The sequence below is a fragment of the Rhizobium fabae genome (genome assembly GCF_003985135.1).
GTDB lineage: Bacteria > Pseudomonadota > Alphaproteobacteria > Rhizobiales > Rhizobiaceae > Rhizobium > Rhizobium pisi.
Genome location: NZ_ML133662.1, coordinates 104580 through 126943, shown reverse-complemented (window position 1 = coordinate 126943; position 22364 = coordinate 104580). Strand labels below are relative to the sequence as shown.

Annotated in this window: 20 protein-coding genes; 8 read left to right on the top strand and 12 right to left on the bottom strand. The window is 61.1% G+C overall.

Annotated elements, in window-relative coordinates; genetic code table 11:
- Positions 1-6: 6 nt before the first annotated feature.
- The 4 genes from EFB14_RS29470 to EFB14_RS29445 all read right to left on the bottom strand — a co-directional run bounded on the left by EFB14_RS29470 (position 7) and on the right by EFB14_RS29445 (position 5083).
- Positions 7-984, bottom strand: a complete 978-nt coding sequence (locus EFB14_RS29470) for a magnesium transporter CorA family protein (protein ID WP_125843908.1) — start codon at positions 982-984, stop codon at positions 7-9.
- 479 nt (positions 985-1463) lie between these two features.
- Positions 1464-2645 carry an Mrp/NBP35 family ATP-binding protein gene (locus EFB14_RS29460; RefSeq protein WP_125843907.1) on the bottom strand — a complete coding sequence of 394 codons (1182 nt, stop codon included), beginning with the start codon at positions 2643-2645 and terminating at the stop codon, positions 1464-1466.
- Between the two features lie 647 nt (positions 2646-3292).
- Positions 3293-4027 (bottom strand): LuxR family transcriptional regulator, encoded by a 735-nt coding sequence (locus tag EFB14_RS29450; RefSeq protein ID WP_125843906.1) that lies wholly within the window; start codon positions 4025-4027, stop codon positions 3293-3295.
- A gap of 258 nt (positions 4028-4285) precedes the next feature.
- Entirely contained in the window at positions 4286-5083 is a 798-nt protein-coding gene (locus EFB14_RS29445) for an IclR family transcriptional regulator (RefSeq protein ID WP_125843905.1), read from the bottom strand.
- A gap of 107 nt (positions 5084-5190) precedes the next feature.
- Here EFB14_RS29445 and EFB14_RS29440 point away from each other — a divergent pair, with 107 nt between their 5' ends.
- From EFB14_RS29440 to EFB14_RS29420, 5 genes are all read left to right on the top strand, one after another.
- On the top strand, positions 5191-5952 hold the full coding sequence (locus EFB14_RS29440) for an SDR family NAD(P)-dependent oxidoreductase (RefSeq protein WP_126830141.1): 762 nt from the start codon (positions 5191-5193) through the stop codon (positions 5950-5952).
- Positions 5952-6869, top strand: a complete 918-nt coding sequence (locus EFB14_RS29435) for a 2-dehydro-3-deoxygalactonokinase (protein WP_126830139.1) — start codon at positions 5952-5954, stop codon at positions 6867-6869. The genes EFB14_RS29440 and EFB14_RS29435 overlap by 1 nt, the downstream gene beginning before the upstream one ends.
- A 13-nt stretch (positions 6870-6882) precedes the next feature.
- On the top strand, positions 6883-7524 hold the full coding sequence (locus EFB14_RS29430; protein WP_125843902.1) for a 2-dehydro-3-deoxy-6-phosphogalactonate aldolase: 642 nt from the start codon (positions 6883-6885) through the stop codon (positions 7522-7524).
- Complete coding sequence (locus EFB14_RS29425) at positions 7521-8408, top strand: SMP-30/gluconolactonase/LRE family protein (protein ID WP_125843901.1); 888 nt, start codon at positions 7521-7523, stop codon at positions 8406-8408. Before EFB14_RS29430 ends, EFB14_RS29425 begins: the two co-directional genes overlap by 4 nt.
- Positions 8409-8637: 229 nt before the next feature.
- Positions 8638-9246 carry a PRC-barrel domain-containing protein gene (locus EFB14_RS29420; protein ID WP_125843900.1) on the top strand — a complete coding sequence of 203 codons (609 nt, stop codon included), beginning with the start codon at positions 8638-8640 and terminating at the stop codon, positions 9244-9246.
- An 83-nt stretch (positions 9247-9329) separates the two neighbouring features.
- Here the strand turns inward: EFB14_RS29420 and EFB14_RS29415 are convergent, their stop codons facing one another.
- Together EFB14_RS29415 and EFB14_RS29410 are read right to left on the bottom strand one after the other, a co-directional pair.
- A complete protein-coding gene (locus tag EFB14_RS29415; RefSeq protein ID WP_126830137.1) occupies positions 9330-10694 on the bottom strand; it encodes a putative bifunctional diguanylate cyclase/phosphodiesterase in 1365 nt (454 codons plus the stop codon).
- Positions 10695-10822: 128 nt separating this feature from the next.
- Positions 10823-12544, bottom strand: a complete 1722-nt coding sequence (locus EFB14_RS29410; protein ID WP_125843898.1) for a response regulator — start codon at positions 12542-12544, stop codon at positions 10823-10825.
- Positions 12545-12727: 183 nt separating this feature from the next.
- On the opposite strand from EFB14_RS29410, the gene mutL reads away from it, so the two are divergent.
- Positions 12728-14530 (top strand): DNA mismatch repair endonuclease MutL, encoded by a 1803-nt coding sequence (gene mutL / locus EFB14_RS29405; protein ID WP_126830135.1) that lies wholly within the window; start codon positions 12728-12730, stop codon positions 14528-14530.
- Positions 14531-14700: 170 nt separating this feature from the next.
- Positions 14701-14931, top strand: coding sequence for a DUF2093 domain-containing protein (locus tag EFB14_RS29400; RefSeq protein WP_126830133.1), 231 nt, complete (start codon positions 14701-14703; stop codon positions 14929-14931).
- A gap of 247 nt (positions 14932-15178) precedes the next feature.
- On the opposite strand, the gene EFB14_RS29395 is transcribed toward EFB14_RS29400, so the two are convergent.
- From EFB14_RS29395 to EFB14_RS29385, 3 genes are all read right to left on the bottom strand, one after another.
- A complete protein-coding gene (locus tag EFB14_RS29395) occupies positions 15179-16096 on the bottom strand; it encodes a sugar ABC transporter substrate-binding protein (RefSeq protein WP_126830131.1) in 918 nt (305 codons plus the stop codon).
- Positions 16097-16174: 78 nt separating this feature from the next.
- Positions 16175-16939 carry an ATP-binding cassette domain-containing protein gene (locus tag EFB14_RS29390; RefSeq protein ID WP_125843894.1) on the bottom strand — a complete coding sequence of 255 codons (765 nt, stop codon included), beginning with the start codon at positions 16937-16939 and terminating at the stop codon, positions 16175-16177.
- Complete coding sequence (locus tag EFB14_RS29385; RefSeq protein WP_183605220.1) at positions 16936-17994, bottom strand: ABC transporter permease; 1059 nt, start codon at positions 17992-17994, stop codon at positions 16936-16938. The genes EFB14_RS29390 and EFB14_RS29385 overlap by 4 nt, the downstream gene beginning before the upstream one ends.
- A 99-nt stretch (positions 17995-18093) precedes the next feature.
- Here EFB14_RS29385 and EFB14_RS29380 point away from each other — a divergent pair, with 99 nt between their 5' ends.
- Positions 18094-18978, top strand: coding sequence for a GntR family transcriptional regulator (locus EFB14_RS29380; RefSeq protein ID WP_126830129.1), 885 nt, complete (start codon positions 18094-18096; stop codon positions 18976-18978).
- 77 nt (positions 18979-19055) lie between these two features.
- On the opposite strand, the gene lpxK is transcribed toward EFB14_RS29380, so the two are convergent.
- The 3 genes from lpxK to waaA form a co-directional block, all read right to left on the bottom strand.
- Complete coding sequence (gene lpxK / locus EFB14_RS29375; RefSeq protein WP_125843892.1) at positions 19056-20129, bottom strand: tetraacyldisaccharide 4'-kinase; 1074 nt, start codon at positions 20127-20129, stop codon at positions 19056-19058.
- Between the two features lie 159 nt (positions 20130-20288).
- Positions 20289-21011, bottom strand: a complete 723-nt coding sequence (locus EFB14_RS29370; RefSeq protein WP_125843891.1) for an HAD family hydrolase — start codon at positions 21009-21011, stop codon at positions 20289-20291.
- Positions 21012-21020: 9 nt separating this feature from the next.
- A complete protein-coding gene (gene waaA / locus EFB14_RS29365) occupies positions 21021-22340 on the bottom strand; it encodes a lipid IV(A) 3-deoxy-D-manno-octulosonic acid transferase (RefSeq protein ID WP_125843890.1) in 1320 nt (439 codons plus the stop codon).
- Between the last annotated feature and the right edge of the window lie 24 nt (positions 22341-22364).

Genomic DNA, 22364 nt, shown 5'->3' with positions numbered 1-22364 from the left:
GGCTCCTCAGAGCCAGCCTTTCCAGCGGAAAAAGAAAAAGGGAATGATGGCTGAGATCACCATCAGGGTCAGCGAATAGGGATAACCCGCGACCCAGGTCAGTTCCGGCATGACCTGAAAGTTCATGCCATAGATGGAGGCGACCAGCGTCGGCGGCAAGAACACCACGGATGCGATCGAGAAAATCTTGATGATCGAGTTCTGCTCGATGTTGATCAGTCCGAGCGAAGCGTCGAGCAAAAAGGTGATGTTGGCGGCGACGAAGGAAGCGTGCTCCGACAGCGACTGAACATCGCGTGAGACGGTGCGGCAGAGATCTTTCGCCTCGCGGTCCTGCTGGATCGCCGGGACAGTGTGAAAGAAGGTCAGCAGGCGGAAAAGCGAACCGAGGCTGTCGCGCAGTTTGCTGATCGTCCGGTGATGGCCGGCGATATCCCTCAGCTTCTCCTCGAGATAGTTCGAGGGCCTGCGCACCTTCCTGGCCCGGTCGCCGAAGACATGCATCGACAGGATGTCGATACGCGAGACGGAGACCTCGAGGATCTCGGCAGTGCGGTCGACGATCGTCTCCAAGAGCTTGGCGAGGAGGGCCGTGCCATTGCGCCAGTTTTCCGGCAGCCGGTGAAGGGCGGCGATGAACAGCGCAAAGGATTTAGGATGAGCGTAACGGATGGTGACCAGCCGGTTTCTGGCCAGGATGAAGGCGACGTCAGTCAGCATCGGCGCTTCGGTATCGGCTTTCGAAAGCAGCGAGGCCGTCATGAACACGGCGTCGTTTTCGACATAGAGGCGTGCGGAGGGCTCGATATCCTTGAGGTCGTCGCGGGTCGGAACCTCGATGCCGAGAACCTTCTCGACATAAAGCTCCTCGTCGCGGGTCGGCTCGACCATGTCGATCCATACGACATCCTCGGGCACGGACGCGCCCTTCGAGAGATCGCGGATCTCGATCGACCTGCAATTGGAACAGTAAGCGGTGATCACCGGCACAATCTCCGATGCTCACGCGGCTTCGTGGCCGTTGCCCTCTTCATCGAAAGCCTTTCCATGCGGCCGCGAGCGCAGCAACGCGACGGTCGCTCGTCATCGATCGAAACGGAAGCGGATCAAGAAAGCTCATATAACTCCGGCTGCATCCAGTCTTTCGGACCGGCATGCGCATTCTGCTCCACCGCATCGCAGTTACCAATCCTTCGATCGACAAGACAACTCCGAACCTGCAGGCGGACCGGACCCTTCGAAACGAAGGCGGCCGTCATCGAGCATCTGCTGCAACGCCATCATGGCGCCGCGGCATATGAAGCAAAGCCATGAAATAATCAAGACATCTTCCGTGAAGCGCGGCTTTTCACCACGCTTCCCCCACAATTTGGGGTATCGGCCGCAGCGATTCGGGTATCGGGAGCCTATATTTTACGCATGTCGTTATCCCGGAACCGCTTCACACTTCCGGGCGACATGCATTATTCGAAGACGATCGTTGGCGCAGGGCGCTGTGACTGGCCGGCGAGCTGCTCCCAGACCTTGGTAGCGATGCCGCGATAGATGCCGGCGACGATGCCGTTCGGCTCGGAGGCAACCAGCGGCGTTCCGGCATCGGAAGTTTCGCGGATGTTCATCGTCAGCGGCACTTCGCCGAGGAAGGGCACGCCGATGCGCTCGGCCTCTTTGCGGGCGCCGCCATGACCGAAGATGTCGTAGCGGGTGCCGGTGTCCGGGGCGATGAAATAGCTCATGTTCTCGACGATGCCGAGGACCGGCACCTCGACCTTGCGGAACATGTTGAGGCCCTTGCGGGCATCGATCAGGGCCAGATCCTGCGGCGTCGAGACGATGACGGCGCCGGCGAGCGGCACCTGCTGGGCCATGGTCAGCTGCGCGTCACCGGTACCGGGCGGCATGTCGACGACGAGGACGTCAAGCTCGCCCCAGGCGACTTCGCGCAGCATCTGCAGCAGTGCCGACTGGACCATCGGCCCCCGCCAGATCATCGCTGTCTCCTCATCGACGAGAAAGCCCATCGACATGACCTTGAGGCCGTAATTCTCCATCGGATTGATGATGCGGCCGTCGATCTGCGTCGGGCGGCCCGATATCTTCAGCAAACGCGGCATGGACGGTCCGTAGATATCGGCATCGAGAATGCCGACGCGCAGACCGTTGGCCAAAAGGCCGAGCGCGAGGTTGACGGCGGTGGTCGACTTGCCGACCCCACCCTTGCCTGATGCGACGGCGATGATGGCGCCGATGCCGGGAACGCCGATCTTGCCCGTGCGCGGGGTCTGTTGCTGCGGGGCGTGCGCATGGCCCTGATGATCGTGCGAATGATCGTGGCCGGCATGGCCGTGGGGCGGGTTCGGCGCCGGACGCGCAGCAGGAGCTGCGGCGGCCGCCTTCTTGTCCGCCGTCAGCGTGACGAGAGCGCCCTTGACCCCCGGCATTTCCTTGATGACGCGCTCGGCAGCGAGCCGCATCGGCTCCAGCTCCCTTGCGCGCTCGGCCGGAACGGTGATGGAGAAATAGACCTTGCCATCGGAGATGAAGACGTCGGAAACCATACCGAGCTCGACGATATCGTGCTCGAGATCCGGTCCACGCACGGTCTTCAGCGTTTCGAGAACCTGTTCCTTGGTGACGTCGGCCATTCCACCCTCACTGCTTCTTCTCGCAGACTACAGTGCCGCGCGTTTTTCAAGACGCGCAAAGGACGCTGTAGCACTTTAAATTGCTGCATAATTTTAGCCTTGATCGATTCCGATCAAGGCTAAAATTATGCAGTAGAGATAGTGGAGGCGCACGCCTTCGCCAAACAAAATCATCGGCCGGAAAATCGATTTGCCGGGCACTCAGGAGAGCAGCGGTGAAATTCGCGTTCCGTTGCGGCCATCAAGTCCGCCGGGCTTTCGCCCTGATGGCCGCAACGGTCTCCCCTGAGTACCGGCGCAATGCGGGCGAACTAGAGTAAGCCGAAAAAAAGACCAGCAAAAAATGATGGAGAAAGCCGAAATTGCAAACAGCTGCGAAAGGAGCGGTGCGAAAACGCAACAATCGCCCCCGACGCCGAAGCGCCGGAGGAGTGCAGTATCGGCGTCGGGCAGCGATGTGTCGGCCGCGCCATTTCCTGGCGCTGGTCATTAAAGTCCCCTCTGGACCTCTGGCAAAGGAGATGCAGAAAGCGTGCCAGATGGAAAATCCGGAGGAATAGGGCAAACACGCGTGGGATTGTTCCCTTGCGAGAAAACGTGCCTATACGCTGGGCGAAAGGCGATAGCACGCCGTGCCTTTTTGCACCTTATTTGATCAGGCCGATCCGCAGCGCCTTGGCGACGGCCTGGGTGCGATTGACCGTGTCGAGCTTCTTGGTGGCGCGGTTGAGGTAGTGATTGACCGTGTGCTCGGACAGCGTGAGAATCTCGGCGATTTCGGCACTGGTCTTGCCGGCCGCCGTCCAGTTGAGGCAATCGATCTCGCGGTCGGTCAGCGTATCGGTCATGCGCGTGTCGAGATGGCGGATCTCGGCGAGCCTGTCGAAGACATGGATGGCGATATAGCACAGCTCGCGCATTTCGGCCGCACTGAAGGGTTCGCGATCGCCCGCGAAAGAGACGGCGCCGCGCAGGCCGGAGGGCTCGTGTGTCGGGAAGTAGGCGGAGCGCATCATCTTGAAACGTTCGAACAGGGAGGTGACGAGGATGGACTTGCCATCGTCCCGCGGCCAACTCTGCCGCGACATGTCGAAGGAGAAGGGCCGCGCCGATGTTCTGAGGCGTCTGAGAACCGGGCTGTTCACCATCAGGCCTTCCTGGTCGTAGAGCGCCAGTAGCTCAGCCGGCCAGCTGGTGATGACGGTGCTGCCCTGAAGATCGAAAGAGGTGATCGGCGGCAGGTTGAGAACCATGAAGGCACGGCTGCGATAGGCTTCCGTCACGCGTTTCATGAAACGGAAAATATCGAACTGGGTCTTCAGGCCCGCTATTTCCTGAACATAATCGTCTTCTTCGGGGGATGTTTGCGACAAGTGTGCCATCACATTTCTTCATCTTCGGCCCAGCGGCCGGCAAACCATTTACGAAACCCCATGGGTGTTTCGATTGCATCAGGGAATGACGACCGCTTTGGATCACATGGGATCGGCCTCGGCGTTTCAGCGTATGGCCGTTGAACGGTTGTAGATTTCGCGGACCGTTCTAGTTGTGGTGATTCGCCGGCAAATCTCAATATCGCGCTCATCATAAGCATGCTCTGCGATCCCGTCCAGGAGCCGGCGGACGGCGATTTTTTCCCGTCAACGGCGCGGACCAAGACGAATGCGCATGCCTTCCATGATCCTCCCGGCCGCCAGTTGAACCGGAACGGCCCATTGGCGCAGAAGTTCCATCGACAATCGATAGGCCGGGCCGGTAATCGACACCCCGCCGATAAAAGTCCGGTCCTCCGACCAGATGGGCGCGGCGACGCAGCGGATGCCGGCCTCGTGCTCTTCACGGTCGAAGGCATACCCGAGATCGGCGATCTCACGGATCTCGGCGAGCAGGGTTTCAGCCGAAACATGGGTGGAGGCGGTAAATCGGGTAAAGCTCAAATCGGCCAGCAGATTGGCGAGGCTTTCGGCCGGAAGCCTGGAAAGCGCGGCCTTGCCGACGCCGGTGCAGTAACAGGGTGAAGCGTTGCCGATCTGCGAATACATCCGCACCGGCTGGCGGCCTTCGACCTTATCGAGGTAGATGATCGACGAGCCCCTGAGCACACCGAGATGGACCGTCTCGCCGGTCGCCTGCTGCAGATCGGCGAGATGCGGTTCTGCAATGAGACGGAATTCGTTGCGCGCCCAGCTGCGCGCGGCGAAATCGAGAAGGCGCAGGCCGGGAGCGTAGCGGCCGTCGACGTCGACCTCGATCAGCCCTTCCTCAACCAGGTGACCCAGCTGGCGGTGCAGCGTGCCGCGCGGCTGGCCAGCAAGGGAGAGAATATCGGTGAAGCGCAGCGGCGCATCGGCGTGGGTGACGAGGTCGAGCAGCACCATCAGCTTGCCGAGCGTGCCGGTCTCGCGTGCCTGCATTATACCATCACGGTTTGAATCCATCGCCTCGTCCGCCCTTGACAGAAAGGGCAGCATAATTCGATAATTCCATATAGTCAAATTAAGTTCCGAATAATGGAACAACCCGCCGGGAGGAGACGTTAACCGTAATGCCAGCACAATTTCCCGAATTCAGAGACCGCACCGTGCTCGTGACCGGCGGCGGGTCGGGCATAGGTGCCGCGATCGTCGAAGGTTTTGCCCGGCAAGGCGCCAAAGTCTCCTTCATCGATATCGCAGAAGCCGCAGGCGGCGCGCTTGCCGAAAGGCTGTCGCGGGAAACGACGCATCCCGTCTCCTTTCACCATGCCGACCTGCGCGACGTCGAGGCGATCCGATCTACGGTCGATAGCGTCGTTGCGACCTCCGGGCCGATCCGCGTGCTGGTCAACAATGCCGCCTGGGACGACCGTCATGAATTCGACGAAGTAACCGAGGCCTATTGGGATAACAACCAGGCGGTCAACCTGCGGCACGTCTTCTTTACGTCGCAGGCGGTGGCGCCGTCGATGCGGGCAGCCGGCGGCGGGGCGATCGTCAATATGTCATCGATCGCCTTCAAGCTGAATATGGGCGGGTTCCCCTCCTATGCCGCAGCGAAGGCAGCGGTCGTCGGGTTGACGAAGAGCATGGCTGGCAGGCTCGGGCCTGAGAATATCCGGGTCAACTGCATCCTGCCGGGCATGGTCGTCACCGAACGGCAGATGCAGCTCTGGCTGACCGAGGAGAGCATCGCGCGCTCGGTGGAGCAGCAGTGCCTGAAAGTCGCACTCACGGCCGATGCGATCGTCGGTCCTTGTCTGTTTCTTGCATCCGACTGCGCGGCGGCAATGACCGCCCAGTCCCTGATTGTCGATGGAGGCGTTCTGTAATGGTAAATCCCGCTTATGTGGCGGTCGACTGGGGCACCAGCAGCTTTCGGCTGTGGCTGATCGGCAAGGATGGCGCCATCCTTGCCGAACGCCGCAGCGGCGAAGGCATGACTAGCGCGGCAAAGACCGGCTTTTCCCAAGTGCTCGCCGGCCATCTTGCCGCCATCGAGGCACCGGAAAGCCTGCCGGTCATCATCTGCGGCATGGCGGGCGCAAGACAGGGCTGGGTCGAGGCCGGTTATATCGACGTGCCGGCCCCGCTCGCCGCGATCCTGACCGGCGCCGTCTCGGTGCCTGGGGAAAGTCGCGACATACGCATATTGCCAGGCCTTGCCCAGCGGGATACCGCCACTCCCGACGTCATGCGCGGCGAGGAAACCCAGCTTCTCGGCGCGCTTGGCTCCGCAAGTTCCGGCGCGCAAGCGGTCTGCATGCCGGGCACCCATTCGAAATGGGTGCATGTGAGCAACGGCAAAGTCACCGGTTTTTCGACCTTCATGACCGGCGAGCTTTTTGATGCGGTCAGCAAACACACGATCCTGTCGCATGCTGTAGCAGGTGCCGAAGAGCAGCCGGTCGACGCGGCAGCCTTCGAGGCGGCGGTGTCGGCCGCTTTCGCGCGCCCGGCGCTTGCCTCCAACCTGCTCTTTACCGCCCGCTCGGGCCAGCTCCTGCACGGGATTTCGGCCGCTGCCGCGCAAGCCCGGCTTTCCGGCACGCTGATCGGCCTCGAGATCGCCGGCGCGTTGCAGGATGCGCCAAGCGGCACAGGCATCACCCTCGTCGCCTCCGGGCGCCTGCAAGCGCTCTACGAACAGGCCTTCAGAACTCTCTCCCTTGCCTTCACCGCCATTGATGCGGACGCCGCCGTGCGCCGCGGGCTTTCGGCCGCGGCCGAAGCCATCTGGCCGAATTGAGAAAGCTGACACGATGAACCGCATCTCCTTCCCCGACATGAAGCGCCCGCTGATCGCAATCCTTCGCGGCATCAGGCCTGAAGAGACCGAGAGCGTCGTCGGCGCCCTGATCGAAAACGGCCTGACGGCGATCGAGATCCCGCTGAATTCGCCGGAGCCGTTCAAATCCATCGAGATCGCCGTGAAGATGGCGCCGGCCGACGTGCTGATCGGCGCCGGCACCGTGCTGACGGCCGAAGCGGTCGACAGCCTGAACGCGGCCGGTGGCAAACTGCTCGTCACGCCGAATGTCGAGCCTGAGGTGATCATCCGGGCGCGCCAATACGGCATGGTGACGATGCCCGGTGTCTTCACGCCGACCGAGGCGCTGGCGGCAGCGCGCGCTGGCGCCACCGGCCTCAAATTCTTTCCTGCCAGCGTACTCGGTCCTTCCGGCATCACAGCGATCCGGGCCATCCTGCCGCCGGAGCTCACGATTGCCGCTGTGGGCGGCGTATCGGACAAGAATTTCGGCGATTACACCAAGGCCGGCATCTTCTCCTTCGGCCTCGGCACCAGCATCTACAAACCCGGAATGACCGCGTCAGAGGTTGCCGAGCGCGCCAAGGCGACCATTTACGCCTATGATGCAGCCATTGGGAGCGTGAACGTATGACCGATATCTACGATTTCGAGGGCAAGACCCTTTGCAACACCAATTCCGTTCTCGGCGAAGGCCCGACCTATGATCCGGACAGCAATACCGTCTGGTGGTTCAACATTCTCGGTAAGGAACTGCACGAGCTCAATCTTTCGAGCGGGCAGAAGAAGGTGCACCCGCTGCCCGTCATGGCGAGCGTGCTTGCCCGCATCGACGCCGGACGGCAACTGATCGCGACGGAGGAAGGGCTTTTCGTGCGTGACGTGGCCAGCGGCAACCTCACCTTCTACGCCGCGCTCGAAAACGACAAGCCGGAAAACCGTTCGAACGACGGACGCACCCATCCCTCCGGCGCGCTCTGGATCGGCACGATGAGCAAGCGGGCGGAAAACCAGGCCGGCGCCATCTATCATGTCGCTAGCGGCAAGGTGACGAAGATCTTCAACGGCATCAGCATCCCAAATTCGATCTGCTTCTCGCCTGACGGCACGACCGGCTATTACACGGATTCCCGCATCAACCGGCTGATGCGCGTCATGGTCGATCCGCAGACCGGCCTGCCCTCGGGCGAGCCGATCGTGCTCGTCGACAGCATGAACGAACCAGGCGATATCGACGGTTCGGTGGTCGATGCCGATGGTTATATCTGGAATGCACGCTGGGGCGCCGGCGTCGTCGACCGCTACAATCCCGATGGCCTGCGCATTTCGCGCTACAAGGTTCCGGCCGTGCAGCCCTCCTGCCCGGCTTTCATCGGCGCCAACGCTGACCGGCTGGCAGTGACCACCGCCTGGGAAGGGCTCGACGAGCATGCTCGTTCGGCGCAGCCCAGCGCCGGCGCGCTTCTGGAGCTTGGCATCGAGGTCAAAGGCATATTCGACCCCGTCTACGTCATCTGAATGTCGTTTGCCGGCGGCAACGAGAGGCGCTCCGGACCGGGGCGCCTTTTGCTTTTCGTTGCCGGCTTCTCGATAAATGTTCCGTGAAAATCGAGAAATTTTCCGTGTTTTCAGCCGGAACCAATCTGCACACCAGTCATTTCCTCTTCGAACCGACACGGTAAGCATGCCCAAAATGAGCCTTGCCGGGTCAGCGATTACTCTAGGGAAATGAAAAGGCAGGTTCGAAATGACAAGCAAACTTCTGACGACTGTTGCCGCTGGCGCCCTGTTTGCCACGGCTTTCGCACCGGCGGCATTTTCGCAGGCGGCCCCAAAGCCGGCGGATCCCGCCGCTCCGACGCAGGCAGCTCCGGCTGATCCGGCAGCACCCAAGCCGCCGATAACCCCTGATGTCACGAAGCCCGCAGGCGATGCCGCACAGGCTCCCGCTCCGGCACCGACAGCCGATACGGCTCAGGCCGGCTACATCACAGAGCAGGCTCCGGACCAGATCAGCGCCAATACCTACATTGGCCAGTCGGTCTATAATGGCAACAATGAAAGCATCGGCAGCGTCAACGACCTGATCATGAAGAAGGATGGCGGCCTTGTCGCTGCGATCATCGGCGTGGGCGGTTTCCTCGGCATTGGCGAAAAGAACGTCGCCGTGCCGATGGAAAAGATCACCGTCGCCCAGAACACGCAGGACGGCAGCGTCAAGCTGACGACGAGCGAAACGGCCGAATCGCTGAAGGCCGCACCTGAGTTCAAGACGCTGGCAATGCAGTCGGCTGAAAAGGCTCCAGCCGCGACCGGCACCGATACCACGGCAACCGGCTCGACCACGGCTAAGTAAATCCGCGCGCGCGGTAGTATAGCGTAGGCGATGGCGCTCCTAGGGGCGCCATTGCTTTGTTTCCGCGAACGACTCGGAAATCTCTACGCGCTGACACGCTCGGTCATGGCTGAGTCGTAGTAATTCTCGTGCAGGAAGCGCAGCGTGGCTATTCCATCGGCCGGCCGGCCGAAGTGATAGCCTTGCCCCATGCCGCAGCCGAGCGTGCGCAATTTCACCGCTTCGGCATAATCCTCGATGCCCTCCGCGACGACTTCTAGTTCCAGGCCTTCGCACATGGCAAGGATCGCCTTGATGATGTGTTCGGAGGCGCGGTCGGAATTGATGCGCGAAACGAAGGCGCGGTCGATCTTGATCTTGTCGAAGATGAAGTCGCGCAGGCGCCCGAGACTCGACTGGCCAGTGCCGAAATCGTCAAGCGAAATGCGCACACCGGCGGCGCGCAGATCAGCGATGATGCGATGAGCGGTGTCGGCCGAACCCATGACCGCGGTTTCGGTGATCTCCAACTCCAGGCGATGCGGATCGAGGCCGACACGGCCGAGGATCGACAGGACGCTGCTGCTTGTGCCCGGATCCATCAGCTGGGCCGAGGAGAGATTGAACGACAGGAAGAGGTCGCGCGGCCAGGAAAGTGCTGCTTCGGCAGCCTTGCGCAGCAGCGCCTCCGATAGTGCGTCGATGAAGCCGCGCTCTTCGGCGAGCGGCACGAAGACGCCGGGCGAAACGAAGCCGAGATCGGGATCGTTCCAGCGGGCGAGCGCCTCGAAACCGACCACCTGATTGTTGGACAAGGAGACGATCGGCTGAAAATGCACATCGATCGCATCGGAGATGATAGCGTTTCTGAGCGCCTGCTCCAACTGCGTCGCGCGCTTCATTTCCTGCGCGATCTCACGCGAATAGACAGTAATCTGGCCGCGGCCGCGGCGCTTGGAACGGTAGAGCGCGGTTTCGGCGCTCTTCAGCAGTTCCTCGCAATCCTCGCCCGCAAAGGGGTAGATGGAAAAGCCGAAGGAGGCGGAGAGACGAACGTTGCGATCACCGAGATCATAAGGCGCCGACAGGACCTCGCGGATCATCTGGCCGAACTTCTCGGCACTCGCCCGTTCGAATATCAGCGGCAGCACGAAGGCGAATTCGTCACCGTCGTGGCGGGTGACCAGCGCACCATCCGGAATGCAGGCCTTGAGGCGATGGGCGACCTGGCAGAGGATTTCGTCGCCGGCGGCCGAGCCGAAAAGATCGTTGATCGGCTTGAAGCTGTCGAGGTTGGCAATGCCGATGGTGAAGGGAGCCGGATCGCTGGCCCGCTCGGCGGAAATCTGCTGCACCTTTTCCCGCATACGATTGCGGTTTCCCAATCCGGTCAACGGATCGGTATAGGTCATTGCCTGAGGCTCATTCTGACTGCCGGTCAAGAAAGCTATTTCCGCCGATTTCATCATCCAAACCCAAGCTTTTCCTCCACAGGCATGCGAAGAATGACCGGCATGTCTTAACATTTCGATAGTAAATCAGCAGTCGTCGCCGCTCGGACGTTCCCCAAAATCTGGGGAGTTGACCGATCTTTCGATTAGTTTCGAGCCCTCATCGCCTCTTCAATTAGATACTTCTGAAATACGGTCTCGAGCATATCGGGGCTGACCGGTTTCATAATGACGTCGTCCATGCCCGATTTAACGCATTCGGTGCGGTCACGCTCGAAGGCCTGGGTCAGCACGCCGATGATCGGGGTGTGGACCTCGCCGCCAGCTTCCTCCATCTGGCGAATGAGGCGCGCGGCCTCGAAGCCGTTGAAGCCCGGCAGGGAGATATCCATCAGCACGATCTGCGGCCGGTGTTCGGCCCAGAGGCGCACGACCTCGTCGCCGGTCGCCGCGATCATATGGCGGTAGCCGAGGCCCTCGAGGATCTGCGAAAAGACGATCTGGTTGATATCGTTGTCCTCGGCGACGAGAACCTCCAGGCCGACCACCTCGTCGGAGGTGCTGATCTCCCAATCGGTGTCCGCACCGGCGCCGCCGCGGCCATTACGATTGAAGTGGCGGGCGATCTGGAAGGTCAGCTCGTTGGCGATCTGGAAACCGTCCATGACGAGCGCCGGGATGCCGTATTGCTCGGCGAGTTCGAGGCAGCGCATGCCCATCTGGTTATCGATGATCAGCAGATCGAGCGAAATGCCGGAGGAGGTGGCGATTTCCAGGAACCGCTCCTCCTCGTCCTCGCCGCGCACTGAGCAGGATTCGAAGCCGTATTTCGACAGCGTGCGCAGGGCGGCGGTTTCGGCGGCGAGATCGGCAGTCACGACGAGGATCTTGCGGCCAGAGAAATTTTCCGGAACGATCGCTTCCATCGCCGCCGGTTCGCGCCGCTCGACGGGGCTCGGCACCGGCAGATAGGCCCGGCGGTAGCTTTGATTGCTTGACGTGGTAATCGCGGACGCCCGGTCGAACTCGTCGAGATCGGCACCGTCGCGCGGCAGGTCCTGCATGGTCGACACCAGGAAATAGCGGCCGGGCTTGCCAATGCGGTGCTTGCGGCTGACGATGTCGCGCTCGATGCCGTCGCGGGAGATCTGGCGCTGGCGGGAGACGGACATCTCACCGGTCTCCAGCACATGACGATCGCTTTCCTCGAAGCGATTGGCGATCTCCTGGGAAAAAAGATCGCCGCTTTTGCGGCCGAGCACCTCGTCGGCAGTCGTCTGGTATTTCTCGCAGAAGGCGAGGTTTACGGCGACATAGGTGAGGTTGCGGTCCTTGACGAAAAGCGGAAACGGAAGATTGTCGAGAATATCCTCTGTGAGCTGCACGCGCTCCAGATCCGAACGCCATTGCTCTTCGCGCTTCTTGTCCTCGGAAATATCAGAAATGATGGTGACGCCGTACCCGCCCGGCAGCCTGCGTTTGACGAAGCGCACCCAGCTGTCGGTGCCGTGACGCTCGACGGCGTCGAAGCGCTCGCGCCAATGCGAGGCGATTTTCTGCGACAGCCAATCTTCGCGGCTGAGCGAACCGCCCTTCCTGACGTCATACTGCTGGCGAATGCCGGTATCGTAGATCGCACCGAGGAAATCGCGGAGCCTTGTGCCCGGTTTCAGCATTTCGGGTGGCAGCGGAAAGAATTCGAGGATCTGACGGCTGGCGAAGATCAGATGGTCGGTCTTGTCATAGATGATGAAAGCCGCCGAAAGGCTGTCGCACACCACATCGAAAAGCGCCGTCTGCAGATCGGCCTCGGCGGAATTCCCGTCGGTTTCCGATGATGTGTCCGCCTTTTCGAAGCCGGCACTCATTCTATTGCGTCCCACATCTGTTCGATTTCACAGCTTCCGGAGGTATGTGATTAGAAATGCCATTTTTATGTTAAAACCGGCTTAACATTACCCGTTCCCGAAATTAGCGGAGTTCCGGATCACGGTTCCGGGAAAGCCCATCGACCCCCTTTCCTCCAGCCCGCGAATCCTCGAAAATAACCCATGGCCATCAGACAGCTTTCCGAAACGCTCATTAACCAGATCGCCGCTGGCGAAGTCATCGAACGGCCTGCGAGCGCTGCCAAGGAACTGATCGAAAACGCGCTCGATGCGGGTGCGACGCGTATCGAGATCGCCACAGCTGGCGGCGGCAAGGCGCTCTTGCGCGTCAGCGACAACGGCTCGGGCATGGACGCGACCGATCTCGAACTGGCGGTCCGGCGCCACTGCACCTCGAAGATTTCAGAGACGCTCGTGGATATCCGCACGCTTGGCTTCCGGGGCGAGGCGCTGCCTTCGATCGGCTCCGTCGCAAGGCTCAGCATCGCAAGCCGCAGACGCGACAGCACTGAGGGTAACGAGATCGCCGTTGCCGGCGGCAAGATCGTGCATCTGAGGCCTGCCGCCGCCAATCCCGGCACGATCGTCGAAGTGCGGGACTTGTTCTTCGCCACCCCTGCCCGGCTCAAATTCCTGAAGACGGAAAAGGCCGAAGCCGGCGCCATCACCGAAATCGTCAAGCGCATGGCGATCGCCTTTCCCGCCGTCCGCTTCGTGCTGTCGGGCTCTGACCGCACGACGCTGGAATTTCCCGCGACTGGCGACGATCACCTGGCGCGCATGGCGCAGGTGCTCGGCAAGGAATTCCGCGACAATGCCATTGCGCTCGACGCTGAGCGCGAGGACGTCTCGCTCACCGGCTTTGCCGGCGTGCCGACCTTCAATCGTGGCAACTCCGCCCATCAATATGCCTTCGTCAACGGCCGGCCGGTGCAGGACAAGCTGATCCTCTCGGCGATCCGTGGCGCCTATGCCGAGACGATCCCATCAGGACGCTATCCGGTTGCGGTGCTGTCGATCACGCTCGATCCGGCTCTCGTCGACGTCAATGTGCATCCGGCGAAATCCGACGTGCGTTTCCGCGATCCGGGCTTGGTGCGCGGGCTGATCGTCGGCGCGATCCGTGAAGCCTTGGCGCGCGACGGCAGCCGGGCAGCGACGACGGGAGCGAGCGACATGCTGCGCTCCTTCCGCCCCGGCTTCCAGCCGAACGTGCAGCGGCCGCAGGGCGGATGGTCGGCCGAGACTTCGCCATCCCGGCCCTACCAGCAGCCCACACATTTCGCCGAGCGGCCGCAGGCTTCCTTCGAGGGGCTTTCGACGCCAACGGCGCAGGCCGAACCGCAGCCCTCCATGTCGCCGGCAACCCCGGAATCCATCACGCGATATCCGCTCGGCGCGGCGCGAGCGCAGATCCATGCGAACTACATCGTCGCCCAAACCGAAGACGGCCTCGTCATTGTCGACCAGCATGCCGCGCACGAGCGGCTGGTCTTCGAAGCGATGCGCAAGGCGCTGCATTCGAAGCGGCTGGCGTCGCAGGTGCTGCTCATCCCCGAGATCGTCGACATTCCCGAAGAGGATTGCGATAGGCTGATGCAGCATGCGGTAGAGCTTGCCGAACTCGGCCTGGCGATCGAGCGTTTCGGTCCAGGTGCTATCGCAGTGCGCGAGACGCCTGCCATGCTCGGCGAGGTCGATGCGGGCGGTCTCATCCGCCAGCTTGCCGATGAGATTGCCGAATGGGATACCGCGTCCGGCCTGTCGGCCAAGCTCGAATATGTGGCTGCGACCATGGCCTGCCACGGATCGGTGCGCTCCGGACGGCGGTTGCGGCCGGAGGAAATGAACGCGCTGCTCCGCGAAATGGAAGTGACGCCCGGCTCCGGCCAATGCAACCACGGACGGCCGACCTATATCGAACTGAAGCTCAGCGATATCGAACGGCTTTTCGGCAGAAGCTAAAAAAGCTGGAAAAGCAGCCTTTGCGGGAGTAAGGCAGACTAAAGCGTGTCGCGATCTTTCAGATTCGCTTGCCACGCTTTAGGCATTTGGTGTTCCGCATGTCGTGATCGCAAAACCGCGGCACACTTTTGCGCGACATCTTTAATGACAGACTGCAGGGAACGGAGCGCATGAATTTGTTCGAAGGGCACGGAAACCGCGAAGCGAAGATCCGGTATCTCGATGGCGATTTCCAGATTCTCTCGCCCGGCTCCTATGTCGTCTGCGCGATGACAGGCAAACAGATCCCGCTCGACGAGCTGCGCTACTGGAGCGTTGCACGGCAGGAACCCTACGCCGATGTCATATCATCGCTCGAAGCCGACAAACGCGCCGGCGTGCTGCCGAACCAGCGGCGCTAGATATTGCGATCCGCTGCGCGGCAGACGCGACTGTAGTGCCGTCGGAGGTTCTGGCTGAGATGGTTCTCCGACCCGCAGCCCGGAGCTGCTGCAAGGAGAATATTCACTCTGGTCACCCGGCGACTTGAAGTATCATAGGCTCTCCAGACTAGCAAACTGGCTCCGGGCCGCAGGGTTCGACGATATCAATCCCGACAACGGGTGAGGTTTGACTCTGCCGCCTACGCGGTCGGCAGAGGGTAATGATTCACTTGAATTTTGCCATATTCTCAGGCGTCACGAGCGCAGCGCCGGAGTCGATCAAAGACTCAACCTTCTCTCCACGAATCGATTTTACCAGCGCATCCACACCGAGTTCAGCCATCTTGGTGGGGAACTGTGCCACTGACGCATCCTCGATCCCACTCTTCAGCGCCTCCTCTTCGCCGCAGCAGAAGTCGAAACCGACCAGCACAATCTTGTCGTTGGCAATGCCGGCGTTCTTGATGGCGCGTGCCGCGCCAGCAGCGGGCGGGCCGCAAGCCGCATAAATGGCCTTAAGGTCCGGGTTCTTCGTCAACAGATCCTCGGCGACACTGATCCCGAGTTCCTCGGTGCAGTTTGTTGCGCCTTTCCCCACTATCTTGACGTCAAGACCATTCAGCCCTTCAAGCATACCCTTCACACGATCATCAAGTGCCGGCACGCCGGGCACACCCTCGAGAATCCCGAACGTGTCGCCGGCTTTAAGAATAGTTTTGAGATATTCGCCGGCGATTTTGCCGGCGGCGAAATTATTGGTCGTGGCAAGCGCCGTCCTGCCGTTCCAATCCGGAATATTGTTATCCATCAGGACGACCTTGATCCCGGCCGCCACCGCCTTGTCCAGGGCAGTCGACACGGTGGGATCGACGGGGGTAAGGGCAATGCCCTGCACGCCTCGTGTCACCATCGACTCGATCTGGGCAATCTGGCCCTCGATGTCGGTTGCTGATGTCCCCTGCCCGTAGATGATCTCGACGCCGGGATTTCTCTTCGCATAATCCTTTGCGGCGTTCTCCATTGTGGCGAAGAACGGTACAGGAAATTTGGTTATAAAGCCGAGCTTCACCGGCTCCTGCGCCAAGGCCGGAACTGCAGCGACGGCCAGGAGCGCAAGAGCTCCCAGCAGGGATTGCGGTTTCATGATATGCCTCCCATGTTTCGACCGCCCTCCTCTAGAGCGATCTCGTTGTCCGCTGCCCCGACGAAGCAGCGATCTCCCTTAAACCTCCGCCCCGACAATCATCGCGACAATGTCCTGCTTGTTCGCTTCCGTCGGCTTCAGTTCACCCACCTTGCGACCCTGCCGCAGCACAACCGCCCGATCGGCGATTTCGACGACATGTTCCATATTGTGCGTGATGATGATCACGGCATTGCCGTCGGCTTTGAGCTGATTGATAAGGTCGAGAACTTGGCGAGACTCGCGAAGCCCGAGGGCAGCCGTTGGTTCATCGAGAACCACCAGCTTGCGCGCAAAAACAATGGCGCGCGCGACCGCGATCGCCTGTCGCTGCCCACCGGACATCAGCGCGACCGGCGCGTCGAACCTCGGCAGCTTAACCTTCAGACGATCGATGACACTTGCTGCTTCCCGCTTCATCACGCCCGTGTTGAGGAAGCGGAGCGGACGCGGCAGCCAGGAGGGGAAAGAGATTTCTCGTCCGCAATAGAAATTCTGTACGGGGGTCAGGTTGTCGAAAAGCGCCAGATCCTGATAGACGGTTTCAATACCGGCGCGGCGGGCGGCCGCCGTTGAATGGAGCGATACAGGCGCACCATCCACGAGGATCTCTCCTTCGTCGAGACTATGAAGCCCACTGATGCATTTGACGAGCGTCGACTTGCCGGCACCATTGTCCCCCAGGAGAGCGGTTACCTCGCCTGCATAGGCATCAAAGCTTACATTTTTCAGGGCATGGATCGCGCCAAAGCGCTTCTGCGCGTTTCGAACCGAAAGTGCCGGTGTTGTGGATGCAGGGTTCATTGTACTCTCGCCGATTGAAGCACGCGCGCCCGCGCCTCGAGATGATTGCGAAGCACATCGGCCTCTACGGCGATAACGATGACGAGCCCAATCGCGATCATTTGAAAGAACACGTCGACCCCGAGAAGGTTAAGGGCGTTGCGGATGACGCCGATCAGCACGGCGCCGATCAGGGCGTGGCCGAGATGGCCTCGTCCGCCAAGGAAGCTAGCGCCACCGATAATCACCGCAGCAATCGTGTCGAGCTCCAAAAGATTGCCGTAGATCGGCGAGGCGGCGGCGGTCCGTCCCGCAAGTAGCACCGCGCCGACACCTGCGCAAAAGCCTGAGATAATGTAGGTTGCGAGCAGAACGCCCTTTACCGGTATACCCATGCTTCTGGCGGCATTCGGCGCGCCGCCGACCGCATAGATCCATCGGCCACAGACCATCGACTTCGTCAGGATCAGAAAAAGTAGCCCGAACATCGCAACGACAAAGAAGGAATTGGGCACACCAAGCGTCGTCCCGCCGCCGATCGCAGTCACTGCATCGGGCATCCCGCGCATGGTGGTGTGGCCGGGCGCCAATGCAAGTGCCAGGCCGCGGCAGATACTCAAGCTCGCGAGTGTAATGATGAAGGGGTGTGGCAGCCGCCCATAGACAAACACCACGCCGTTCACCGCGCCGACAGCCGCACCCGCAAGCAGCATGGCCACAATGACGACGATCGCGGAATCAACCTGCTGGTAGACCAGCCCGCCGATGACCGTCGCGAGCGCAAGATTCGAGCCGACAGACAGATCGATCCCGCGCGTCAGGATAACGAGCTGCTGCCCCATTGCCACAACGGCAATCACTGCCGTCTGCGCCAGGATGTTCCCGAGGTTAATGGGCTTTAGAAAAGCCGGCGTGATCAAACTAACGACGGCGATGAGCATAATGAGGATCAATAATGGGCCCAGGCTCAATAGCTTCAGCCCCAATGTGATGCCAGATTGTCTCGGATGGAAGGTTGCATCCTGCGAACCACCAGGCCGCGACGAATTCTGAGGCAGAATCCCGGAGTCTTCCAAATTCCCCTAGCCTCCCCCGTTTTTTATACATAAGAAACATATGATACACGTGGGTCAACTTGTTTTTTATAGATATATAACCATCTCTAGGATTGCGTAATGAGACCAGATACAACCTTCAAGAGAGCATTCAACGACATGATCGATATCATTCGGACGCTCGATCTCGGGGAGGAATTGCCGTCGGAAAACGCCCTGCGCGCCCAACTCGGCGTGAGCAGAACGACGGTGCGGAAGGTGCTGGCCGGGATGTCCGCCCGTGGGATCATCATATCTGAAGCGCACAGGCGGATCATAGGTGAGCAGCCGCTACAGGCGGAGCGCTATCCGAAGGAAGAGACCTTAGCCATTTCGGAACAGGTCGAGACGAGTTTCATGGAATGGATGCTGCGCGACAATGCCTGTCCGGGCACCGAAATCAATGAGGCGGAATTGGCCAGGAAATTCGGCGTCGCGACAACGATCGTGCGTGAATTTCTCAATCGATTTCAAAAATATGGGCTGATCGAGAAGCGTCAGAATGCAGGCTGGATTTTTAAAGGGTTCACCGCGAACTTCGCACTCGAACTGTTCGAAATCAGAGAGATGTTCGAAATGCGCTCCGCACGACTGTTCGCTACCCTGCCCGACAGCTCGCCGGTCTGGAAGCAGGTCCGTGCCATACGGGCAGCGCATTTGGAACTGCTCGCGGATATCGACGCTCGGTTTCAGGATTTCTCGGAGCTGGACAGCCGCTTCCATCGGCTGATTGCGGCAGTCTCGCCAAACCGCTTTATCGAAGGCTTCCAAGACGTGATAGCCATGGTCTTCCACTATCACTATCAGTGGAACAAGCGTGATGAACGCACGCGGAATGAGATCGCCATCAGGGAACATCTCGCGCTGATCGACGCCCTCGAAAGCCGCAATATCGCTTTGATCGATCGCGCCTGCCGGTCGCATCTGACCTCCGCCCGCGAAACTTTGCTTCGCTCGATCGTATGAGGAGCGTTGCTCCATCAGCATCCTCCGAGCGGATCGAGCCTTCAGGAGCGTCGCCGCAGTGCCACTGCAGCAGCCCACTAGAGCGGGTCGGCCTTGCCTGGACTTGCTTTAACCCCGGCCTTGATTTCCCGCAGGCGCCGCTCCCGGCAGGCGGCGATCGCCCGGTCGATGATGAGGCTTGGTGCGCTGTGATCCTCGAACACCATGTCGACCTCGATCACCCTGCTCTTTTCGGCAAGCCGCTCCGCCTTGCCGTGATGGCCGGAGAGGCGGACGAAATCCTTGGAGGTGGTGACGATCAAAAGCCCCTGCCCGTCGGCGGTCGTCAGGATGTCGTCGATCTCCTCCTCGGTCAGGTGCTCGTGGTCCCCGAAGGATTTGGCGACGACGATTTCGGCGCCGCGTGATTCCACAGTGCGGAAGAATTTGGCCGGATCGGCGATGCCTGCGAAAGCAAGCACCTTCGCGCCGGCAAGCGTATTGTCGCTGCGCACTTTCAGCGATGCGGTGAAATAGGGTTTTGCCGCACGCGCCGCCATTCGGACGATCCTGTCGGCAGCATTGCCGCCGCCGACCTTGAGCAGCGCCGTGGCATAGCGCAGCTGCTGGCGGATCGGCGCGCGCACCGGACCGCCCGGCACGATATGACCATTGCCGAGACCGCGCGTCGCATCGATGACGAGCAGGGCATAGTCGATCGCCAGCCGGGCACTCTGGAAACCGTCATCCATGATGATGAGATCGGCGCCCTCCGCCACCAGGCGCTGAGCCCCTTCGACGCGCCTGCGGGAAATCACCGTCAGCGCCTCCTGGGCGAGCAGCAACGGCTCGTCGCCGACGGCCACCGCCCGGTGATGATCGGGATCGACCACCGTCGTTACATCGAGCGAGCCGCCATAACCCCGGCTGAGGAAACCGGGCTTCAGCCCCTTCGCCTTGGCGGCGCGGGCGATCGTCAAGGCGGTCGGCGTCTTGCCGGCGCCGCCGACGGTGAAGTTGCCGACGCAGATGACGGGAATGGGAACAGAGGCGCGGCGCGCATAGGCCATGCGATGACCTGCGATGCGGCCGTAGAGAAAGGAAAGCGGCAGCAACAGCCAGGCCCGCCAGTCGGCCTTCCTCCACCAGAACGGCGGCGCTTCGGATATCATCTTGCCGTCCTGCTCCCCTGCCCGCCTTGTTCCCCCGCGGTCCCGAATGCAAAACCGCTGTGCATTTTTGCTGGAATTGCTCCAGCCGCAGCCAGCCCCTTGCGTTTCGACCGGCCGGATTGAGAAGCTAAAATCGGTGAAAATGCAAGCCCTTACCGGTCAGGCAGGCTGCAGATCCGGCAGCAGCGTCTCGATGGCGGTGATGTCGTCGAGCACATGATCGGCCGCGGCGGCAAGCGATTCCCGCGAACCGGTGCCCGTCAGCACTGCGATCCTCAGCCCCGCACCGGCATTCAGACCCATGTGCAGATCGTGGTTGTTGTCGCCGACCATGGCGATTTCGTCAGGCGAAAGGCCGGTCGCGGCACAGAAGCCGAGCACCATGCCGGGCTCCGGCTTGACGCCGAAACCACTGTCGTAACCGGCGATATAGTCGACATAGCGGGCAAAACCAAAACGTTCCGCCGTCTGGCGGATCGAGCGTTCATTGTCGCTGGAGGCGACCCCGAGCTTGAAGCCGCGCTGATGCAGCCGGGCAAAGAAGCCGGCGAGATCGGTCACCGGCACGGAAAATTGGGCAGCATGGGAAAAGAGTTCGTCGAGGCGGATCGTCAGCTCGTCGACATCGACCATCGAGCCCGCTGCCACGAGACCTTCGGCGATCTGGCGGGTATTGCCGGCGGCAAGCAGGCTGTCGGGAACGATATGACCGGTCGCGGGATCCATGCCGCAGGCCGAAAGCAGCCGGTCGGCGAGCGCCTGATCCCCCTTGGCGGCGATGCGGGCAAGCTCCCGGTTCACCGGCAGCCAGCTTTCGTCATAATCGAGCAGTGTACCGTCCTTGTCGAAGAGGATGCCTTTGATACCAGCCGCGGCCAAAATTGCGCCTCCTCAGACCTGCGCCACGGCCTTCGGCAACAGCCGCGCCTTGACCGTCAGGGGATTGATATAGGGCTCCAGCCCCTTCACCGTCGCCGTCAAAGCCCCGCGCATCTCATGCACGGCGGTGATGCCGGCCTCGATCATGTTGCGACGGGCTTCGTCGTTGGTCAGCAAATAATGCACGCCCTTGGCCAGCATTTCGGTATCGCGCACCATGCGGGCGCTGCCACTGCGGGCGAGTTTCTGATAGGCCTCGCGAAAATTCTGCACATGACCGCCGGAGAGGATGGCGCAGCCGAGCATGGCGGGCTCCAGCGGATTTTGACCACCTTCGGCAAAGAGCGAGCGCCCGACGAACGCGATTTCCGTCAGTCTCAAATAGAGGCCCATTTCGCCGATCGTATCGCCGAGGAAGATATCGACATCGGCGGACAAGGCATCGTCGCGGGTGCGGCGCGCGACCTTCAGCCCGTGCTTGACCAGCGCCGCCTCGATCTCGTCGCTGCGCTCGGGATGGCGCGGCACGATGATCGTCAATTGACGATCGCGCTCCTTGAGCGCGCGATGAACGATGGCCGCAGCGTTCTCCTCGCCGTCGAAGGTCGAGATCGCCGCCCAGGTCTTGCGCTCGCCGATCTGCTTCTTGTAGCGAGCAAGGACAGCGCTGTCATAAGGCGGTGCGTCGGTATCGACCTTCAGATTGCCCGAGGTGATGACGGGGACCGCACCAAGATCGCGGAAACGCTCGGCATCGACATCCGACTGGGCAATGACGAGGGCGAGATTTTCGAACAGGGCTTCGGCGATCGCAGGGCGGCGGCGCCAGCGGGCGAAAGAGCGGTCCGACATGCGGGCATTGATCAGGATTTGCGGAATGCGGCGGCGGCCGAGTTCCAGAACCGTTGCCGGCCAGATCTCGGATTCGGCGATGATGGCGCAATCGGGCTGCCAATATTCGAGAAAGCGGCTGACGGAGGGTTTCAGGTCGAGCGGCACATATTGGTGGATCGCTTCGTTGCCAATGCGCTCGGCAGCGAGCTTGGCTGATGTGATGGTGCCGGTCGTCAGAATGACATGGATGTCGCGACGGCGGATTTCGCGGATCAGCGGGATGACGGCGTTGGTTTCGCCCACACTTGCTGCGTGGAACCAGACGAGCGGCCCCTGCGGCCGGTTGGCGCTCGGATAGCCGAAGCGTTCCAGGCGGCGCGCGCGGTCTTCCTTGCCCTTGGCCGTGCGGTAGGTGAGATAGAGGCCGACAACGGGAGAGGCCACGGTTCCCGCCAGACGATATGCGCTCAGACCGAACCGCGCTATACGGGAACTCATTGCGCCAGCCTCCGATCAAAAGCG

What these genes read in the sequence shown, in the direction of transcription:
- EFB14_RS29460 (WP_125843907.1), bottom strand. Translation starts at nt 2,645, where the DNA reads ATGGCCGACGTCACCAAGGAACAGGTTCTCGAAACGCTGAAGACCGTG.
- EFB14_RS29450 (WP_125843906.1), bottom strand. Translation starts at nt 4,027, where the DNA reads ATGGCACACTTGTCGCAAACATCCCCCGAAGAAGACGATTATGTTCAG.
- EFB14_RS29445 (WP_125843905.1), bottom strand. Translation starts at nt 5,083, where the DNA reads ATGGATTCAAACCGTGATGGTATAATGCAGGCACGCGAGACCGGCACG.
- EFB14_RS29440 (WP_126830141.1), top strand. Translation starts at nt 5,191, where the DNA reads ATGCCAGCACAATTTCCCGAATTCAGAGACCGCACCGTGCTCGTGACC.
- EFB14_RS29435 (WP_126830139.1), top strand. Translation starts at nt 5,952, where the DNA reads ATGGTAAATCCCGCTTATGTGGCGGTCGACTGGGGCACCAGCAGCTTT.
- EFB14_RS29430 (WP_125843902.1), top strand. Translation starts at nt 6,883, where the DNA reads ATGAACCGCATCTCCTTCCCCGACATGAAGCGCCCGCTGATCGCAATC.
- EFB14_RS29425 (WP_125843901.1), top strand. Translation starts at nt 7,521, where the DNA reads ATGACCGATATCTACGATTTCGAGGGCAAGACCCTTTGCAACACCAAT.
- EFB14_RS29420 (WP_125843900.1), top strand. Translation starts at nt 8,638, where the DNA reads ATGACAAGCAAACTTCTGACGACTGTTGCCGCTGGCGCCCTGTTTGCC.
- EFB14_RS29415 (WP_126830137.1), bottom strand. Translation starts at nt 10,694, where the DNA reads ATGATGAAATCGGCGGAAATAGCTTTCTTGACCGGCAGTCAGAATGAG.
- EFB14_RS29410 (WP_125843898.1), bottom strand. Translation starts at nt 12,544, where the DNA reads ATGAGTGCCGGCTTCGAAAAGGCGGACACATCATCGGAAACCGACGGG.
- mutL (WP_126830135.1), top strand. Translation starts at nt 12,728, where the DNA reads ATGGCCATCAGACAGCTTTCCGAAACGCTCATTAACCAGATCGCCGCT.
- EFB14_RS29400 (WP_126830133.1), top strand. Translation starts at nt 14,701, where the DNA reads ATGAATTTGTTCGAAGGGCACGGAAACCGCGAAGCGAAGATCCGGTAT.
- EFB14_RS29395 (WP_126830131.1), bottom strand. Translation starts at nt 16,096, where the DNA reads ATGAAACCGCAATCCCTGCTGGGAGCTCTTGCGCTCCTGGCCGTCGCT.
- EFB14_RS29390 (WP_125843894.1), bottom strand. Translation starts at nt 16,939, where the DNA reads ATGAACCCTGCATCCACAACACCGGCACTTTCGGTTCGAAACGCGCAG.
- EFB14_RS29380 (WP_126830129.1), top strand. Translation starts at nt 18,094, where the DNA reads ATGAGACCAGATACAACCTTCAAGAGAGCATTCAACGACATGATCGAT.
- lpxK (WP_125843892.1), bottom strand. Translation starts at nt 20,129, where the DNA reads ATGATATCCGAAGCGCCGCCGTTCTGGTGGAGGAAGGCCGACTGGCGG.
- waaA (WP_125843890.1), bottom strand. Translation starts at nt 22,340, where the DNA reads ATGAGTTCCCGTATAGCGCGGTTCGGTCTGAGCGCATATCGTCTGGCG.